Below are 16,961 nucleotides of genomic sequence, written 5' to 3' on the forward strand. Positions count from 1 at the left end.
GATATAAAGAGTATTTCATGTCTCAATGGTTTAACCAATTTTACGCTGCAATAGCACAAAGCCCGCTCAGTCATTGGCTCGAAACCTTGCCTGCTCAACTTAAGCATTGGGAGCAAGAAGCAAGTCATGGTGATTTACCCAAATGGCAAAAGGTATTAAAAAACTTACCAGAAATCATTACGGATCATGTAAACCTGCAAGATAAAGTACAGATAGGCACAGGCGATGAGTTATCAGAAGGTCAACAAAAGCAGCTCACCCATTTATTAAAACGCATGATGCCTTGGCGTAAAGGCCCATTTAGCTTACACGGTATCGACATTGATACTGAATGGCGCAGCGATTGGAAATGGGATCGTTTGTTGCCGCATATTGAGCCATTAAAAGGCCGTACAGTACTTGATATTGGCTGTGGTTCTGGTTATCACTTATGGCGTATGCGTGGTGAAGGTGCCAACTTTGTGGTGGGCATTGACCCCTCTGATCTATTTTTATGCCAGTTTCAAGCGATTAAACATTACCACCAAGATGACAATGTTCACTTATTACCACTCGGTGTTGAAGCACTGCCAGAGCTTAAAGCGTTTGATACCGTGTTTTCGATGGGGGTGTTATATCATCGTCGCTCGCCTATCGACTTTTTAGCCCAATTAAAAGCACAGCTTCGTCCTGGGGGTGAATTAGTGTTAGAAACGCTGGTTGTCGAAGGTGACGAACACACGGTACTTGTGCCCACCGATCGTTACGCAAAAATGCGCAACGTGTGGTTTATTCCAAGTACGGCAGCATTAAAGCTGTGGATGGAGCGCGTTGGTTTTAAAGATGTCCAAGTTAAAGATTGTGCAATCACCACACTTGAAGAACAACGCAAAACCCCGTGGATGGAAAACGAGTCACTGGTTGACTTTTTAGACCCCACCGACACCAGCAAAACGATTGAGGGCTACCCTGCTCCTCTGCGGGCTATTTTAACGGCGAAAGCCTAACCAATTTTACCCCTCTTTATTTAGGCGCCAGAACACACTGGCGCCTCTATCCTTACACCTTCATTCTCATTTTGCGGACAACTGTCCTTGTCAAGTCGGTTAAAGTGATTTTTCAACTAGCCGCGCCAGTGCAATTGTTGTAAAATACGCGCGTTTCTAAGCAACCCACATGCAACTTTTTTGAGGAAAACCTGTGAGCGAACAAAAACAGTCTCTTAGCTATAAAGACGCGGGCGTAGATATCGATGCCGGTAATGCACTTGTTGAGCGTATTAAAGGCGTCGTTAAAAAAACCAAACGTCCTGAAGTAATGGGCGGTATCGGTGGTTTTGGCGCACTTTGCGAACTACCAACTGGCTATAAAGAGCCTGTCCTGGTTGCTGGCACAGACGGTGTTGGTACAAAACTACGTTTAGCAATCGATCTTAAAAAGCACGATACAGTGGGTATCGACCTTGTTGCTATGTGTGTAAACGACCTTATTGTACAAGGTGCTGAGCCACTATTTTTCCTTGATTACTATGCAACGGGTAAATTAGACGTCGACACTGCAGCTGATGTTGTAACAGGTATCGGTAAAGGCTGTGAGCTTTCTGGCTGTGCGTTAATCGGTGGTGAGACTGCTGAAATGCCAGGTATGTATGAAGGTGAAGACTACGATATGGCTGGTTTCTGCACCGGCGTTGTAGAAAAGTCAAAAATTATCGATGGCACTAAAGTGGCTGCTGGCGACCAATTAATCGCTCTAGCATCAAGTGGTCCTCATTCAAACGGCTTCTCATTAATTCGTAAAGTACTTGAAGTATCAGGTGCTGACACAAGCGCTGACCTAGATGGCAAAACACTGGGCGATCACCTTTTAGAGCCAACTCGCATCTACGTCAAACAACTTCTTGAGTTATTTAAGCAGGTTGACGTTCACGCGTTATCGCACATCACAGGCGGTGGTTTCTGGGAAAATATCCCACGTGTTTTACCTGAATCTGCAAAAGCAGTGATCAAAGGTGACAGCTGGGAATGGCCTGTAATTTTCAACTGGTTACAAGAAAATGGCAACATCACAACTCACGAAATGTACCGTACATTTAACTGTGGTGTTGGCATGGTATTAGTTGTTCCAGCCGATAAACTTGACCAAAGCTTAGCGATTCTAAAAGATCTTGGCGAAAATGCATGGCATATCGGTGAAATCCAAGATGCAAAAGCTGGCGAAGAGCAAGTTGAAATTTTAGGTGGCCGTGATTAATGGCCCCTTGTCGTCTTGTTGTATTAATTTCTGGTAGTGGTTCGAATCTTCAGGCCATCATTGATGCCTGTGGACGTGGTGAAATTAACGCCGATATCGCCGCTGTAATTAGTAATAAAGCCGACGCCTATGGCCTTGAACGAGCAAAGAATGCAGGTATACAAACACGTGTACTTAGCCATAAAGACTTTGACTCACGCGAGGCCTATGATGTAGAGTTAATGGACATTATTGACAGTTTTGAACCAAATCTGGTTGTATTAGCTGGTTTTATGCGTATTCTAACACCTAACTTAGTGCAAAAATTTAAAGGAAAAATGTTGAACATTCATCCTTCTTTGTTGCCTAAGTACCAAGGGCTGAATACCCATCAAAGAGCTATAGACGCAAAAGATGATGTTCATGGCGTTAGTGTTCACTTTGTGACAGAAGAGCTAGACGGTGGTCCCGTTGTGCTTCAAGCCAAAGTGCCGGTACTCGAAAACGATACCGCAGAAACACTCGCACAACGTGTTCATCAGCAAGAACATATAATCTATCCTTTGGTGGTCAAGTGGTTCAGTGAACAACGACTCAAGATGGAAGCAGATTATGCAGTTTTTGACGAAAAACAACTTCCTGCACACGGCGCGCACTACCCAGAATAAAAATCGAAGTGCCCTACTCGCGTGTGTGGGCACTTTATTACTTCCTACCAGTGTTTTAGCTGGCGATCTCACTCAATACCAAGCCAAATACGATGTACTTCGTAAAGGTGAAACCCATGGTAAAGCAGTACGCGAACTTAAAAAAACAGCCAACGATAGCTATGTGCTAACTTATCATAGTGAAATCGAATGGATGATATTTTCTGATTCACGAAAAGAAACCTCAAAATTTACCTATCAAGATCAAAAAGTATCGCCTTTAAGCTACACAATGGAGCGCTCTGGTACAGGACCTGATAAAGAGTACACATTAAAATTTGATGCTGCACAAAAGCAAGTGAACAGTAATCAAAGTAAATACCCGCTAAAATTTGATTGGTCAGATGATTTTCAAGACTCTCTGTCGTACCAAGTTCAAGTACGCGAAGAGTTAAAGCAAGGTAAAACCCAGCTTTCATACCCATTAGTAGATAAAAAAGGAAATCTGCGTAGCTACGACTTTGAAGTCATTGGCACCGAAATGATTTCTTTACCAATCGGCAATATTGAAGCCATTAAAGTAAAACGCTTATACGATAACGATAAACGTCAAGCCCTTGCTTGGTTTGCTCCCGAAATGGATTACATGTTAGTGCGTATGTGGAAAGGCGAAAAAGGCGTGGAACAGTTTGAAGTACAACTTAACTCATTCACAGTAACAGCACCTGTGAGTACGCCGACTGCGGTTAAGCAAGAAATGAGTAACGAAGCGCCGTAAAAGCGCTTCGATTTTATCGTTATATTTTCTCGCCCATTTTAAATAGCACGAACTCACCTGGTTCCATTTTTTGCCAGCGCTCATCGTGGGTAAGTGGTCGGGTTGCAATGACAGTAACCACATCATTCGGTGTGGTTTCTTTTTGAAAATCAACCACCATATCAGCATCAATTAATGTGGCTTTGCCAAACGGCGCACGACGGGTGATCCAATGCAGATTATTAGTACAATAAGCCAACACATACACGCCATCCGTTAATAGCATATTAAACACCCCCTTTTCTCGCAGAGTATGGGCGAGTTTTGCGGCATAACGGAAAACCGACGCCATGTTGGATGGGCGCTTAGGGTACTTTTCACGAATTTTATCGAGTAGCCAGCAAAAAGCCAGTTCACTGTCGGTGTTGCCAACTGGCCGATAGTAATCAGGCTTTAAGTCATGATAATTAGACAACTGACCATTATGTGCGTAAGTAATTTCGCGGCCCCATAATTCACGCGTGAATGGGTGTGTATTTTCAAGACACACGCGGCCACGATTGCCCTGACGAATATGACTAATAACCGAAATACTCTTTATAGGATACGCTTTAACAAGCTTCGCAATCTCAGATTGGCAGCTTGGCTCAGGATCTTTAAACGTACGGCAGCCTTTTCCTTCATAAAAAGTAATGCCCCAGCCATCTTTATGTGGTCCGGTGTTACCGCCACGTTCTAATAAGCCTGAAAAACTAAAACAAATATCCGTTGGTACATTGGCAGACATGCCAAGCAACTCACACATAGAACTCTTTACCTATAAAACTAAATGAAGGAATGGCATTAATAGCGAAGCTGTGCCAGCAGTTATTGTTAAACATAGCGACACTATTAGCAACTACCCTATTTGTATTTTATTAACTATCTGGTTGAACACGCTAAATTTTTACTTTTACCAACATTATTATTTATTAAATCGCAATAATAAACCCGAATGCCAATCTGGTTGTCTGCTCATCATGGTTTACACTGTAAAAAAATGAACAGGTAAAATTAGTTTTATCCGTGTCCACCTCTTGATAATTAGCGTATCTAGCGCTACTCTAAGAGAGGTGGTCTGACCTCTATTAAGGAATAATCAATGACTCTCTTATTTTTACTTGGTTTACTCGTGCTGCTTAGTATTGCGAGTTACCACAGAGCAAGCTGGAATACCTGCTTAGGTATTGCCATTGCGACATTACTTGTTGGCACTTTTGCTGGCGCGTTTGGCGCAATTAGTTGGCTACTATTCTTATTAATTGCTGTGCCACTTTCTGTGACTAGCATTCGTCAACAATACATTATCAAGCCTATTTTTGCTGCATTTAAAAAAGTCACTCCGACAATGTCGGATACAGAAAAATCAGCAATCGATGCCGGTACAACATGGTGGGAAGCAGATCTATTCTGCGGCCGTCCTGACTGGAATAAATTACATCAATACCCAGTACCCAAACTAACCATTGAAGAGCAAGCCTTTATTGATGGTCCTGTTGAAGAAGTATGTGGCATGCTTGATGATTGGCACGCAACTCATGAATTAACCGATTTACCACAAGATGTTTGGCAATATCTAAAAGATAATAAATTCTTTGCCATGATCATCAAAAAAGAATACGGCGGTTTAGAGTTTTCTGCGTTTGCACAATCATGCGTACTGCAAAAGCTTACGAGTAAATCAACACTACTTTCTTCAATTGTTGGTGTGCCTAACTCGTTAGGTCCAGGTGAGCTGCTTCAGCACTATGGTACTAAAGAGCAAAAAGATCATTACTTACCACGCTTAGCAAGTGGTCAAGAAATTCCATGTTTCGCCCTAACCTCACCTGAAGCCGGTTCAGACGCGAGTGCTATTCCTGACTACGGTGTCGTATGTAAAGGTCAGTGGAATGGTGAAGAAGTGGTAGGTATTAGCCTAACATGGAATAAACGTTACATTACCCTAGCACCTGTTGCGACAGTGCTTGGTCTTGCTTTTAAATTACAAGATCCAGACGGGTTATTAGGTGATGACAAAGAACCAGGTATTACTTGTGCGCTCATCCCAACAGACACCCCTGGGGTTGAAATTGGTCGTCGTCACTTCCCGCTAAATGTTCCATTCCAAAATGGTCCTACTCGCGGTAAAGATATTTTCGTTCCACTAGATTACATCATTGGTGGCCCTAAAATGGCTGGCCAAGGCTGGCGTATGTTGGTTGAATGCTTATCGGTAGGCCGCGCAATCACCTTGCCGTCTAATTCAACGGGTGGAATTAAAACCATCGCACTTGCTACTGGTTCATACAGCCGCATTCGTCGTCAATTCCGTTTACCTATCGGTCAAATGGAAGGGGTTGAAGAGTCACTCGCAAAACTTGCAGGTTATGCCTACAGCTCTGATGCCGCAGTCAGCATGTCGACCGGTGCCGTTGACCTTGGTGAAAAGCCGTCAGTGGTATCAGCTATTATTAAATACCACTTAACAGAACAAATGCGTGAAGCAACCATTCACGGCATGGATGTTCACGGTGGTAAAGGCATTATGCTTGGTCCAAACAATTATTTAGGCCGTGGTTACCAAGGTGCGCCAATTGCAATAACAGTTGAAGGTGCAAACATTCTTACGCGTAACATGATCATTTATGGTCAAGGTGCAATTCGTTGTCATCCGTTCGTACTTACTGAACTAGGTGCATGCTCGATTGAAGACCGCGAAGAAGCACTTGCAGTATTCGACAAAGCACTTATGGGTCATATTGGTTTTACCATTTCGAACCTAGTACGTACTAAGTGGTTAGCATTCACCGGTGCGCGCTTTACAAGTACGCCGTACAAAGATGAAACCGCAGAGTTTTACCGCGTAGCGTCACGTTTTAGTGCTTCACTTGCATTAATGTCTGACATCAGCATGGCTGTATTTGGTGGTTCATTAAAACGTAAAGAGCGTATCTCAGCACGTTTAGGTGACTTACTAAGCTACTTATACCTAGTGTCTGCAACACTTAAACGTTACAACGACGAAGGCCGTAAAAAAGAAGATTTTGCGCTTGTTCAATGGAGCTGCCAAGATCACCTTTATCACTGCCAACGTGCACTGGCTGACTTAATTAATAACATGCCGTCTGCTGCGCTTCGTGCGATGCTTAAAATCATGTTATTCCCATTTGGTCGCCCAGTACGCAAACCAACAGATAAGCTTGAGCACAAACTCGCACACTTATTACAAGTACCTAGCGAAACACGTAACCGTTTAGCAAGTTATGTATACCTTAAAAATGAGCCACTTAACTTAGTGGGCCGTCAAGAGCAAACGCTTAAAGACGTACTAGAAGTTGAACCATTATTTGATAAAGTATGCCGCGAAAAAGGTGTAAAACTGCCTTTCTTCCAACTTGATAAAGTGGCACAAATGGGCCTTGAAGCAGGCATTTTAAGCCAAGCCGAAGCTGATAAATTAGCTGCTGTTGAAAAAGCTCGTCTCGATGTAATTAACGTAGACGATTTTGACCCAGCTGACCTCATTGCAGGTAAAGCTGCACGTAGCGGAAATAACAGCAAAGCTGATGCAGCTTAAGCAATTAACGCTATTCCAATTGTTATAACACACCAAACCAGCGCATAATGCGCTGGTTTTTTTTGCGCTAAAAGCTGCTGTAAAAAGCACCACACAGCAGCCAAAGCGACCAGCGGCCATTGTAAAACATTTAACAAAAGCATTGCCGCCAATGTCGCTGCACCATAAAACAGTAAACTGGGTATAAAATGACTTAAATAAAACCGTCTGTACTGACCATTTGTTTGAAAAAACACTCGGTATTTTTGAAGCACAGCAAAGCAATCAAACTGTAATGAACTACCTAGTAATACACAGTTTGCCAACACCATAACCTGTATCGCATGATTAAAGTCGCTACGAATTTCAACTAGTTGCACTGCGGCTAATAGGCTTGCAGTAAACAAAGCACTTCGCCAAATTACACTCCAGCTGTGCTCCAAAAAGTAACTAATCCAAAATGAAGTGAGTGAACTAACCACACGTTTATGACTGAGGTTCATGTTAGGAAAAAATAAACTCCCCATAAAACCAATTAAAAAGCCGCTATGGTAGTGTAAGGAATCTAAACTAAACGGTAAAAGAACCAGAATACTACACGCTAAAAAACCATAAAATAGCGAATAAGGTCTATAAATTACCATTAAACCGCACAGCCACTGCAACAGCATAAATAGAATAAAATGAGGAACCTGCAACCATTGCTGAAGACGAAGGTCAACGGCTATCAATAAGCTTGCCATTAACCACACATTACTGAGTAGTAAAAGCTTACAGTCGATTAAAATTAGCCAAGCAGGCTTAAAGATATGTGCTTGAAAGGCTCTATTTTCTGAGTTTGTTATAGCAGGAGCAACAGCCCATAACATAACGGCTTGCAGTGCCAGATAGAGCAAAGCTAACTGGGCGCTAAAACGGGCATGTTCATGGCTGTCTACAATTTTACCCAGCCCCAAAAATAACAACAGCGCGATGCCTAAAACCGCAGGCCCAAGCACTAACGCAAACAACAAACCAAAGTTTTTAAGCTGCGCCAGTAAGTTCTTAAGTGCAGTTGTATATGCTAAATAGCGGTAGCTCATTAATGCATTATAACGTGACAAGCTCTCTATCATAATGGCGTACACTCAAAGCCTTGGTGTAAAAACACATCTGGCTCGTGGCTGGTTAAAATGATTTGCCCATCGGGTTTATCACTTAAATAGTTATCAAGCAAATTTAGTAAATAATGGATACTTGCTTGGTCAAGTGCTGCACTCGGCTCATCTAAAAGCAAATAAGGCGCCCGCTTCATAAACGTGATTATAAGCTGGCATTTTTTTTGATTGCCTGTCGATAATGCACTAAAACGGGTGTGTAAGTGTTCGCTGAACTTAAATCCGTTAATAAGGTCAATTGGCGCAGGCACATTTAAGGCTTTACAGGTCAGTTGAATAATTTGCTGAGCCGTTAAAAAATCAGGTAAACAAATGCGATCGCTGGCAATAGCCACATACTTTTGTGGTGAACTATGCTGTTTATTAGCATACATTATTTGCCCCGACTGTGATTTTTCAAGGCCAGCAATTATCATCAGTAACGTGGTTTTGCCACTCCCATTGCTCGCCTGTAAGCACATTTTCTTACTGTTAAATTGCTTATTATAATTTTCGAACACGGTTGCTGTAGCAAAACGCTTATTGAGATTTTTTATTTCTATCATTGCCATTCCTTTGCGAAATTTAAATTGTAACACAGCAATGTCCCTAAAAAGTTACATGCTTTGTAACAATTATTTAGCTGCAAAACTTGCGTTTATATATTGAACAAGTAAGACTCAATAACGGAAAAATAATAAGGAATAATTAAAATGAAACCGAGTTTTCAACTAGCAACTATTGCGTGTGCATTAAGCCTTGCATTAGCAGGATGTTCACAATCAAACCAAACGACCACCAGCGCAATTAGTCAGCAACAAGAACACACTATTAAACAGTATGACGCTGAAACATTTTTTGATACCACTTCAATTATGGGCAGCAGCTTTTCACCTAAAGGTGACAAAATCCTTGTTAGCAGTGATGAAAGCGGCATCTATAGCCTCTACGAAATTGATATTAAAACAGCGAACAAAAAACGTTTAACAAACTTTGAAGACAGCACCTATGCTGTTCGCTATTTTCCAAACGATGAGCGCGTATTATTTACCAAGGACTCAGGCGGGAACGAGCGCTATCATATTTATGTACGTGAGACAGACGGCACTGTCAAAGACCTGACTCCTGGCGATGAAACTCGTGCCAGCTTTGCGGGCTTTACAGACGATGGCAAACACTTTTTTATAACGAGTAATCAACGCGATCCTAAGTTTATGGATTTATATCGCGTAGACAGTTCACGCTATGAAATAACACCTGTTTATCAAAATACTCTTGGTCTAGATGTCGGGGCGATTAGCCCTGATGGCCGCTTTATTGCCTTATCAAAAAATAACTCTAATAAAGACAGTGATGTGTTCATTCTCGATACAATGAAAAAAACGCTCAAACCTGAGCTAATCACTCGTCATGATAATGAAGCGCAATATGGCCCTGAAACATTCTCAAAAGACAGCAAGTCTCTGTATTACTCGACCGATGCAAAAGGTGAATTTTCACAGGTTTGGCGCTATGACTTAACGACAGGTGAGCACAGCCCCGCCCTAAAAGATGACTGGGATGTCAGCTTTATTTACTTCTCAAAATCAGGGCGTTACCAAGTAAGTGGGGTTAATGCTGATGCCAGTACTAAAGTGACAATCATTGACACAAAAACCAATAAACAAATCGATATGCCTGCCTTGCCCCCGGGCAATTTACGTGGTGTAAGCTTTTCAGCTGATGAAAAGAGCATGGCGTTTTACCTAAATTCAGATACCTCGCCAAGTAACTTATTTGTTTGGCAATTAGGCGAAACGAAAGCAAAAAAACTGACCCATACTTTAAGCGATGCAATTGATCAAAATGATCTCGTTGAAAGCACGATTGTGCGTTTTAAAAGCTTTGACGGTTTAGAAATCCCTGGCGTTTTATATAAGCCCAAACAGGCTAATAGTAATAATAAAGTGCCTGCTCTAGTGTGGGTGCATGGTGGTCCGGGCGGCCAGAGCCGCACAGGTTACAGCGCAATGCAGCAGCACTTAGTTAATCATGGCTATGCTATATTTGCTGTAAACAATCGCGGTAGCTCTGGCTATGGTAAAACTTTTTTCCATTTAGATGATAAAAAGCATGGTACAGACGATTTGCAAGATATTGTCTACGGGAAAAAGCACTTACAGAGCTTAGACTGGGTTGATGCTGATAAAATTGGCATTATGGGTGGCAGTTACGGTGGCTTTATGACGGCAGCGGCGCTGGCTTTCGAACCTGAAGAATTTAAAGTAGGTATTAATATTTTTGGCGTAACTAACTGGGTAAGAACATTAAACTCTATACCACCTTGGTGGGAAAGCTTTAAAAAAGCGCTGTACGATGAAATGGGTGACCCTGCAACTGATGGCGAACGCCATCGAGCGATATCTCCCCTCTTCCATGCTAAAAACATTACGAAACCACTGATGGTTATTCAAGGTGCAAACGACCCTCGTGTATTGCAAGTTGAGAGTGATGAGCTTGTTGCCGCAGTAAAAGCGAATGGTGTCCCCGTAGAATACGTGTTGTTCGATGACGAAGGTCATGGTTTTACTAAAAAAGAAAACCGTATCAAAGCATCAAACGCGTACCTTGAGTTTTTAAATACGTACTTGAAAAACTAAATTTTAGAAGCCGGTGTACACCGGCTTCTTTATCAAAACACCTGTATAAACCTCAAATATCCTGCATACAAACTACTGTATAAACTTCGATATAAAACACTGTATATATTATTTCATCCATTTTTAACAAAATATCACACTGCAAAGAAACAAAATAACCAATTGTTTTTAAAGATTTAATTTTTTAAAATTATTAAAAACTGAATAATTGGTTAAAAAAATAGCAAAAAAACACTTGCGCAAAAACACTGTATAAACTACTGTATACACATACTGTATAAACAACCAGTGAGTGAAAGTTATGTTACAGCCAATTACCTTAAGAACCGTTAAAAGCTATCAACAAGATAACGACAAAGCGTCGGTTAATTTAATTCAAATTGAAGACGAAATTTCAGCAACATTTGAGCTATTAAAGGTATTACATCACTATAACAGTCAAAGTGCGTGGACATTGTTAATTGCACCTGATCATGTGCCAAGTAAAGCATTACTCGATTCATGTTCAATCGACACCAGTAAACTGTTAGTGATCAGACAAAAGCACCTTGTGAATCTTGAATATGTGTTAAGTTCGGCGCTGCACAACGGTAACTTTGCCGCAGTGATCACCTGGACAGATATTGTCAGCAACAATCAACTAGATTCTATGACTCTTAATTTAGAACATGCATCTGCAAAGTTTTACTGCTTCACCAAAAGCAACCCATTAAACAATTTAGTACCGCAGCCACAATAGGCTTGCTAAAATAGCAATTTATTGTTTTAGGTAAGTTGTTATGACATCACTCACACACTCCCTTTGTCCTTGTGGCAGCAAACAAGATTACTCGCTTTGCTGCCAACCTTTGCACACAGGCGATAGCCAAGCGCAAACGCCGGAACAACTTATGCGTTCTCGCTTTAGTGCTTATGCCTTAAAAGATGCAAAATATGTCTTTACAACATACGCACAAAGCCAACAAACCGCTAACCCTGTTAGCGAAATCAAAGATTTTGCTAATAGCTGTCGTTTTACCAAGCTAAGCGTTTTAGATACTGAATATAACGAGCAAGAAGGTTTTGTAGAATTTAAAGCAAATTACTTTTACCAAAACTTGTATTGTGAGTTACACGAGAAATCGCGTTTTATTAAAGAAAATGGACTATGGCGTTACCTTGATGGTGAAATAACGCCCGTTGCTGATATTAAAATTGGCCGTAATGATGAATGCCCTTGCGGTAGCGGCAAAAAATATAAAAAGTGTCACGCAATTTAAATCACGGCTATTCACTTTTTATATAGCCAATCTAAACCTTGACTAGCCATTGTAGGGAAAGCCGTTGCGTGGTGGGCATGTGATATAAATCAACACAAAATAATGTCATTGTATTTCAGACAATAAAAATGGGCCTCAAGGCCCATTCTTAAATTCTATGAATTATAACGACTATTCTTCGTCAAATTCTTGTAACTGGCGTTGTGCTGGACGCGCTAGAATCTCGACATAAAACGATGTAAGCCCTTTTGCTTCAATATCGCTAATGCATTTATTAATTTCCGCCACATGAACGACTTTCGCGTCGTCAGCTGACTCTCCAAATTTACAATCAAATGCCCAGTAATCGGCATCTTCTGGGAGAGTTTTATTACGCTCACGTTTTAAATACTTCTTCACTTCGTGCTTAGCTGCATCAACCATGCGAGGGTATTTAATTTTCTCATGGTTAAGCGTGAATGTTTTCTTCATTATAGTCCTAATAACTTGGTTCAATGATAATGGCATAAAGCCATTTGGGCGCATTATAACAAGCACATAAAAAATTAGCTGTACTTTTTACTGATTTGCACCAATTTACCTATCTTTGTAAGTGTAGCGTACAAGGCGAGTATGACAATTTCAATTAATTAAGCAGTTGCCAATTGCAAAGGCTGATGAATCGCCTCGTCCGTTAAGCTGTCATAAAACGCAGCTGCATCCATTTGCATACGCTCTGTGGGTGCGTTTTTATCGTAATAGCGTTTTCTGACTGCTGGCTCACAGTTATCGATAACTTCTAACGGCACATGATTTTTATCATCGCGGATAGCAAGCGGCTCAGGACTGAGACAATTACGTAGGCGAATATCTGACAAGCCACCTTGTAAAAGTCGCAGCCCATTATTCTGCCCGATTAACATATCATATTGTTCAGGCGCTAATGGTTGTTTTGGGCCTGCCCCTAACTCATTTCTGAGTACGTGTTCTGAACTCTGAGTATCGGTTAATTCTGTTTTCGGTAAATGAAACTGGCTAAAATCAAGCGCATCATGAGACAGCATCGCCAATAATAAGGCAAACTCACCTTGGCGGTGTTCATGAACACTTTTGTTAAGACGATTATCAAGTTGACTCTCGTTGAGCAACAAACCATCAATTTGCATAGACTTTGGCCGAATAGTTTCAAGATTAACCAGTTATCGGCATTAATCTATTTTTCTTTAGTTTTTTTCTTTACTTAAAGAGCCAGTTTGCTATTATCAGCGCCGTTGCATTGGAGGGGTTCCCGAGCGGCCAAAGGGATCAGACTGTAAATCTGACGGCTCAGCCTTCGCTGGTTCGAATCCAGCTCCCTCCACCACTTTTCTACGCTCAGTTAAGTGGGGCCAAATGCAATAAAAATTAGTGTGGAGGGGTTCCCGAGCGGCCAAAGGGATCAGACTGTAAATCTGACGGCTCAGCCTTCGCTGGTTCGAATCCAGCTCCCTCCACCACTTTCCTTCTCTGCTAATTCACTATTCTATTTTTCATCTTATTATTTACTTCTCTTTTCCTAAATCGTTAAACTAAAAATACAGCTATTTCAATTGAATTATCCTTTTGTTATACCATTACGCTTAATTAAGTGGTCTATTTTGAGGCAATAAAACCGCGTTGATAACAAGGCAAAAATTTAGTTATTTAGTTATTTAGTTGTTCTCGGCAATTGCTCCTGCATTGCTCTACCTCCTGCATCCATGCAGTCGTAAATCAGACATTTTTAACGCAGGTAGCGACTGGTTTAATCACTCAAAATGATTAAGTATTTTTGCGGATTAGTATTAGAGCCAGCGTAAAAATGGACCATTCACTTTCAGCCAATTGCTTGCTTTTTTATGTTCGGGATAAAACTCACTCACCCGTTGCCAAAATGCCGCACTGTGATCCATATGCTTTAAATGCGCAAGTTCATGAACAACAACATAATCAATAACCCATAGGGGCGCACTGGCTAAGTGCAAATTAAAGGTTAACTCTCTTTGGCGATTACAACTGCCCCATCGCCACTTGTAATGTTGAATTTTAAGGCGTGTTGGTAACGCTTCTCTCATTTGAATACAGTAGTTTTGTATACGCATCTCAAGGTAGGTTTCTAACTTGTCATGTAAAAACTCTTCCATCAATGCAAGATACTTTGCGTCTGTGAGTTTAACGCGCGGTGAAATAGCAAGGGTTAATTCATGAGTATCAGTGTCTTGATACCATTGGCTGCAATTTTCTTGCTTAAATACAAGGGGAATTACCTGATCAAATAGCTTGATTTGCGAATTTTTAATGGGAAATTGACACTGCTCAGCGTGTAATGATTGTTTAGTAACTTGCTCTGCAACCCAATGCTGCTTTGTTTTTAACCACGCTTCAATATCTTTACGCGGGACAAAGTGAGGTGCATACACAGTCAACTGCTGCTCAGCGACTTTAATCGCGACAGTTTTTCTACGTTTACTGCGTTTTAACGTGTACTCAAACAAAATAAGCCAATGTAATTAATAAAATCTTTGTATTATATTTTACCCCGTAAAATACCTGCTAATCTATAAAGATGACTCATAAATAAGTTTTTATTCTTATGCCTGATAAACCGTGTTGTAGCTACATTTCACCAACAGGTAACACGTGTCAAGAAACCGATATGGGTTCTGGGTATTGCTTTTGGCATGATAATAAATTTGATAAATCAGGCTTAGAGCTGACTCAAAAACTTGAACGATATGCAAAAAAGGGCGGGTTACTTCAGGGTCTGCAATTACAACGTGCAAATTTAGTGGGTCTAAATTTAATAAAGAAAGATGATGAAGAAGGTTATGATCTTTCTTACTGCAATTTTTATCGAGCCAATTTGTCGGGGGCACATCTTTTCAACAATAAAATTGCCAATGCATCCTTAATGAAAGCGAACCTTCATAGCGCCAGCTTACACTACTGCGATTTGCGAAATACCAACCTACTTGGGGTTAAACTCAGTGATAGCCGCATTGATAATATCGATTTAGGCGAACAATTACTACAAGAAGCCGAGGCGTTTAAAGCTCGTCGAAATAGGCAATACTCGACTGCGCGCGACTTATTTGAACAATCCGAAGAAATATACAGAAATTTACGTAAAGCGTCTGAACACCAAGGGCTTTTCGAGCTCGCGGGTAACTTTACCTATAAAGAATTAAGAATGCGCCACGCACAGTACCCGAAAGGATCAACGAAACAAATTACTTCCAGCTTTATTGACATGTTATGTGGTTATGGTGAAAAACCTGAAAATGTCATTCGCTTTAGTCTGTCTCTTATCGTTTGTTGCGCAATATGTTACTTTTTATTTGGTGTCAGCTATCAAGATTCATTGCTTAGATTTAGTTTTGATAATTCGTTCGATGATAACGTATCAGCACTTTTAAACAGCATTTACTTTAGTGTTGTTACTTTTACAACGCTAGGCTATGGCGATATTACCCCCATTGGATTATCAAGGCTCATAGCAGCGATTGAAGCATTTTGTGGCAGCTTTTCGCTAGCGCTGTTTGTGGTGGTGTTTGTAAAGCGTATGACACGTTAATGGATTATGTGAGAACCTTGATGCTTTTTAGCCTCGTACATTTTCCGATCAGCACGATTTATAAGCTCCTCAGCACCGACTGTGCTGTCTAAAGGCGCTGAAATAATGCCAAAGCTCAAATGTAACGCGGGGTATTTTGCTTCAAAAGCAACGATCAGCTTATTACATATCGCAATGGTGTTTTCTACGTCGCAATCTGGCATGATCAGGCAAAATTCATCTCCCCCATAACGACAGGCAATGTCTATTTCTCTTGTATTCTTTTTAAGATATTTCCCGATGAATTTTAATACCTCGTCACCTTTCAAATGCCCTTGTGTGTCATTCACTGATTTAAAGTTGTCTAAATCAAAATATACAATAGTCAAAGGTAGCTTCTGACGGCGCGCTCTTGCTAATTCTCGCTGAAACAACTCTTGCATTTCTCGGCGATTATACAAATTTGTGAGGGGGTCTAGTTTGGCAAGTTTTTCAAGTTCATGTGTACGCTGCGCCACTTTCTCTTCAAGCCCTTTCGCATACACTTCTGTTCTTCGTTTCGCATTTTCTATTTCGCCAACAAGACTCGCAATGTACGTATCAAACACTAATGTTGTATCAAAATAAATAAGCTTATCAATAATGGTTAATGTTTGATTTAGCTCTGCATGGTCTTTTATGGTGTTTCTTAACACATCAAAAATGAGCTCTTTAAGGGTACATACCGCCGATAAATAAAGTTTGGGCTCTACCCCAATTCGCTTATGTACCATGCCAATACGTAGCCGATTATTAACGTAATCATTTTCATAACAGCCACAAAATAAATCTATAATGTATTGTCTTTGTGCATCTCTTAAACGTGTCAGTGTGTCAGCATCTCCAATAAGTAATGAAATTTCATCGACTTCTGTTTGCTTTTTATAGAACTCATCAACCATTTTCTCAATCGCCGACTCGATAAGTGGTTTATAGTTAATGAGTGATGCTAAGCATTGTGAAGAGAGCCCTAATAAATTCATTCTATGCTGAATTTCAACATCATTTATTTGCATTTGCTCGACGAGTGTCTGCTCAGTCCTGCGCATGGGTAATCTCACACTTAAGTATTTTCTAATTAAATATAGCTAATGAAATAAATCCTACTTAGTCTGTCATATCTTTTTTCTCTAAATCTAGCGCAAA

The 16,961-nt window shown here is 40.8% G+C and carries 16 protein-coding genes and 2 tRNA genes; 11 read left to right on the forward strand and 7 right to left on the reverse strand.

Annotation, left to right across the window (positions count from 1 at the left end; translation table 11 throughout):
* The first annotated feature begins 17 nt into the window (after positions 1-17).
* From cmoB to BM378_RS18140, 4 genes are all read left to right on the forward strand, one after another.
* Positions 18-986 (forward strand): tRNA 5-methoxyuridine(34)/uridine 5-oxyacetic acid(34) synthase CmoB, encoded by a 969-nt coding sequence (cmoB, locus tag BM378_RS18125; RefSeq protein ID WP_074989724.1) that lies wholly within the window; start codon positions 18-20, stop codon positions 984-986.
* A gap of 193 nt (positions 987-1,179) precedes the next feature.
* Positions 1,180-2,232 carry a phosphoribosylformylglycinamidine cyclo-ligase gene (purM, locus tag BM378_RS18130; RefSeq protein WP_074989725.1) on the forward strand — a complete coding sequence of 351 codons (1,053 nt, stop codon included), beginning with the start codon at positions 1,180-1,182 and terminating at the stop codon, positions 2,230-2,232.
* Positions 2,232-2,879, forward strand: a complete 648-nt coding sequence (gene purN, locus BM378_RS18135) for a phosphoribosylglycinamide formyltransferase (RefSeq protein WP_074989726.1) — start codon at positions 2,232-2,234, stop codon at positions 2,877-2,879. The genes purM and purN overlap by 1 nt, the downstream gene beginning before the upstream one ends.
* Positions 2,824-3,636, forward strand: coding sequence for a DUF3108 domain-containing protein (locus tag BM378_RS18140; protein WP_083422938.1), 813 nt, complete (start codon positions 2,824-2,826; stop codon positions 3,634-3,636). Before purN ends, BM378_RS18140 begins: the two co-directional genes overlap by 56 nt.
* A 19-nt stretch (positions 3,637-3,655) precedes the next feature.
* On the opposite strand, the gene BM378_RS18145 is transcribed toward BM378_RS18140, so the two are convergent.
* Positions 3,656-4,420, reverse strand: a complete 765-nt coding sequence (locus BM378_RS18145) for a class II glutamine amidotransferase (protein WP_036969389.1) — start codon at positions 4,418-4,420, stop codon at positions 3,656-3,658.
* Between the two features lie 336 nt (positions 4,421-4,756).
* Here BM378_RS18145 and fadE point away from each other — a divergent pair, with 336 nt between their 5' ends.
* Positions 4,757-7,213 carry an acyl-CoA dehydrogenase FadE gene (gene fadE, locus BM378_RS18150; protein WP_074989728.1) on the forward strand — a complete coding sequence of 819 codons (2,457 nt, stop codon included), beginning with the start codon at positions 4,757-4,759 and terminating at the stop codon, positions 7,211-7,213.
* Here the strand turns inward: fadE and BM378_RS18155 are convergent.
* Together BM378_RS18155 and BM378_RS18160 are read right to left on the reverse strand one after the other, a co-directional pair.
* Positions 7,210-8,295 carry a DUF6136 family protein gene (locus BM378_RS18155; protein ID WP_256213681.1) on the reverse strand — a complete coding sequence of 362 codons (1,086 nt, stop codon included), beginning with the start codon at positions 8,293-8,295 and terminating at the stop codon, positions 7,210-7,212. The two genes, fadE and BM378_RS18155, sit on opposite strands and share 4 nt — an antisense overlap.
* Positions 8,296-8,303: 8 nt before the next feature.
* Entirely contained in the window at positions 8,304-8,894 is a 591-nt protein-coding gene (locus tag BM378_RS18160) for an ATP-binding cassette domain-containing protein (protein WP_074989730.1), read from the reverse strand.
* 147 nt (positions 8,895-9,041) lie between these two features.
* Here BM378_RS18160 and BM378_RS18165 point away from each other — a divergent pair, with 147 nt between their 5' ends.
* From BM378_RS18165 to BM378_RS18175, 3 genes are all read left to right on the forward strand, one after another.
* On the forward strand, positions 9,042-10,967 hold the full coding sequence (locus BM378_RS18165; protein ID WP_074989731.1) for a S9 family peptidase: 1,926 nt from the start codon (positions 9,042-9,044) through the stop codon (positions 10,965-10,967).
* A gap of 301 nt (positions 10,968-11,268) precedes the next feature.
* Entirely contained in the window at positions 11,269-11,706 is a 438-nt protein-coding gene (locus tag BM378_RS18170) for a SulA-like leucine-rich domain-containing protein (RefSeq protein ID WP_036969400.1), read from the forward strand.
* A gap of 40 nt (positions 11,707-11,746) precedes the next feature.
* Positions 11,747-12,226, forward strand: coding sequence for a YchJ family protein (locus BM378_RS18175; protein ID WP_074989732.1), 480 nt, complete (start codon positions 11,747-11,749; stop codon positions 12,224-12,226).
* Positions 12,227-12,397: 171 nt separating this feature from the next.
* Here BM378_RS18175 and BM378_RS18180 read toward each other — a convergent pair whose 3' ends face one another.
* Positions 12,398-12,697 carry a DUF6172 family protein gene (locus BM378_RS18180; protein ID WP_036969405.1) on the reverse strand — a complete coding sequence of 100 codons (300 nt, stop codon included), beginning with the start codon at positions 12,695-12,697 and terminating at the stop codon, positions 12,398-12,400.
* A gap of 158 nt (positions 12,698-12,855) precedes the next feature.
* Positions 12,856-13,371, reverse strand: coding sequence for a VC2046/SO_2500 family protein (locus BM378_RS18185; RefSeq protein ID WP_065979363.1), 516 nt, complete (start codon positions 13,369-13,371; stop codon positions 12,856-12,858).
* Positions 13,372-13,483: 112 nt separating this feature from the next.
* Between BM378_RS18185 and BM378_RS18190 the strand changes: the two genes are divergently transcribed.
* Together BM378_RS18190 and BM378_RS18195 are read left to right on the forward strand one after the other, a co-directional pair.
* A tRNA-Tyr gene (locus tag BM378_RS18190) sits at positions 13,484-13,568 on the forward strand.
* Positions 13,569-13,616: 48 nt separating this feature from the next.
* Positions 13,617-13,701 (forward strand) — tRNA-Tyr (locus BM378_RS18195).
* A 327-nt stretch (positions 13,702-14,028) separates the two neighbouring features.
* On the opposite strand, the gene BM378_RS18200 is transcribed toward BM378_RS18195, so the two are convergent.
* The gene (locus BM378_RS18200; protein WP_074989733.1) at positions 14,029-14,718 is read right to left on the reverse strand and encodes a M48 family metallopeptidase; all 690 of its coding nucleotides are present in this window, start codon (positions 14,716-14,718) and stop codon (positions 14,029-14,031) included.
* 98 nt (positions 14,719-14,816) lie between these two features.
* Here BM378_RS18200 and BM378_RS18205 point away from each other — a divergent pair, with 98 nt between their 5' ends.
* Complete coding sequence (locus BM378_RS18205; RefSeq protein WP_036969411.1) at positions 14,817-15,797, forward strand: ion channel; 981 nt, start codon at positions 14,817-14,819, stop codon at positions 15,795-15,797.
* Here BM378_RS18205 and BM378_RS18210 read toward each other — a convergent pair.
* The gene (locus BM378_RS18210; RefSeq protein WP_036969415.1) at positions 15,794-16,864 is read right to left on the reverse strand and encodes a GGDEF domain-containing protein; all 1,071 of its coding nucleotides are present in this window, start codon (positions 16,862-16,864) and stop codon (positions 15,794-15,796) included. The two genes, BM378_RS18205 and BM378_RS18210, sit on opposite strands and share 4 nt — an antisense overlap.
* Positions 16,865-16,961: the final 97 nt, after the last annotated feature.

The sequence above is a fragment of the Pseudoalteromonas lipolytica genome (assembly GCF_900116435.1).
In the GTDB taxonomy this organism is placed as follows: Bacteria; Pseudomonadota; Gammaproteobacteria; order Enterobacterales; family Alteromonadaceae; genus Pseudoalteromonas; species Pseudoalteromonas lipolytica.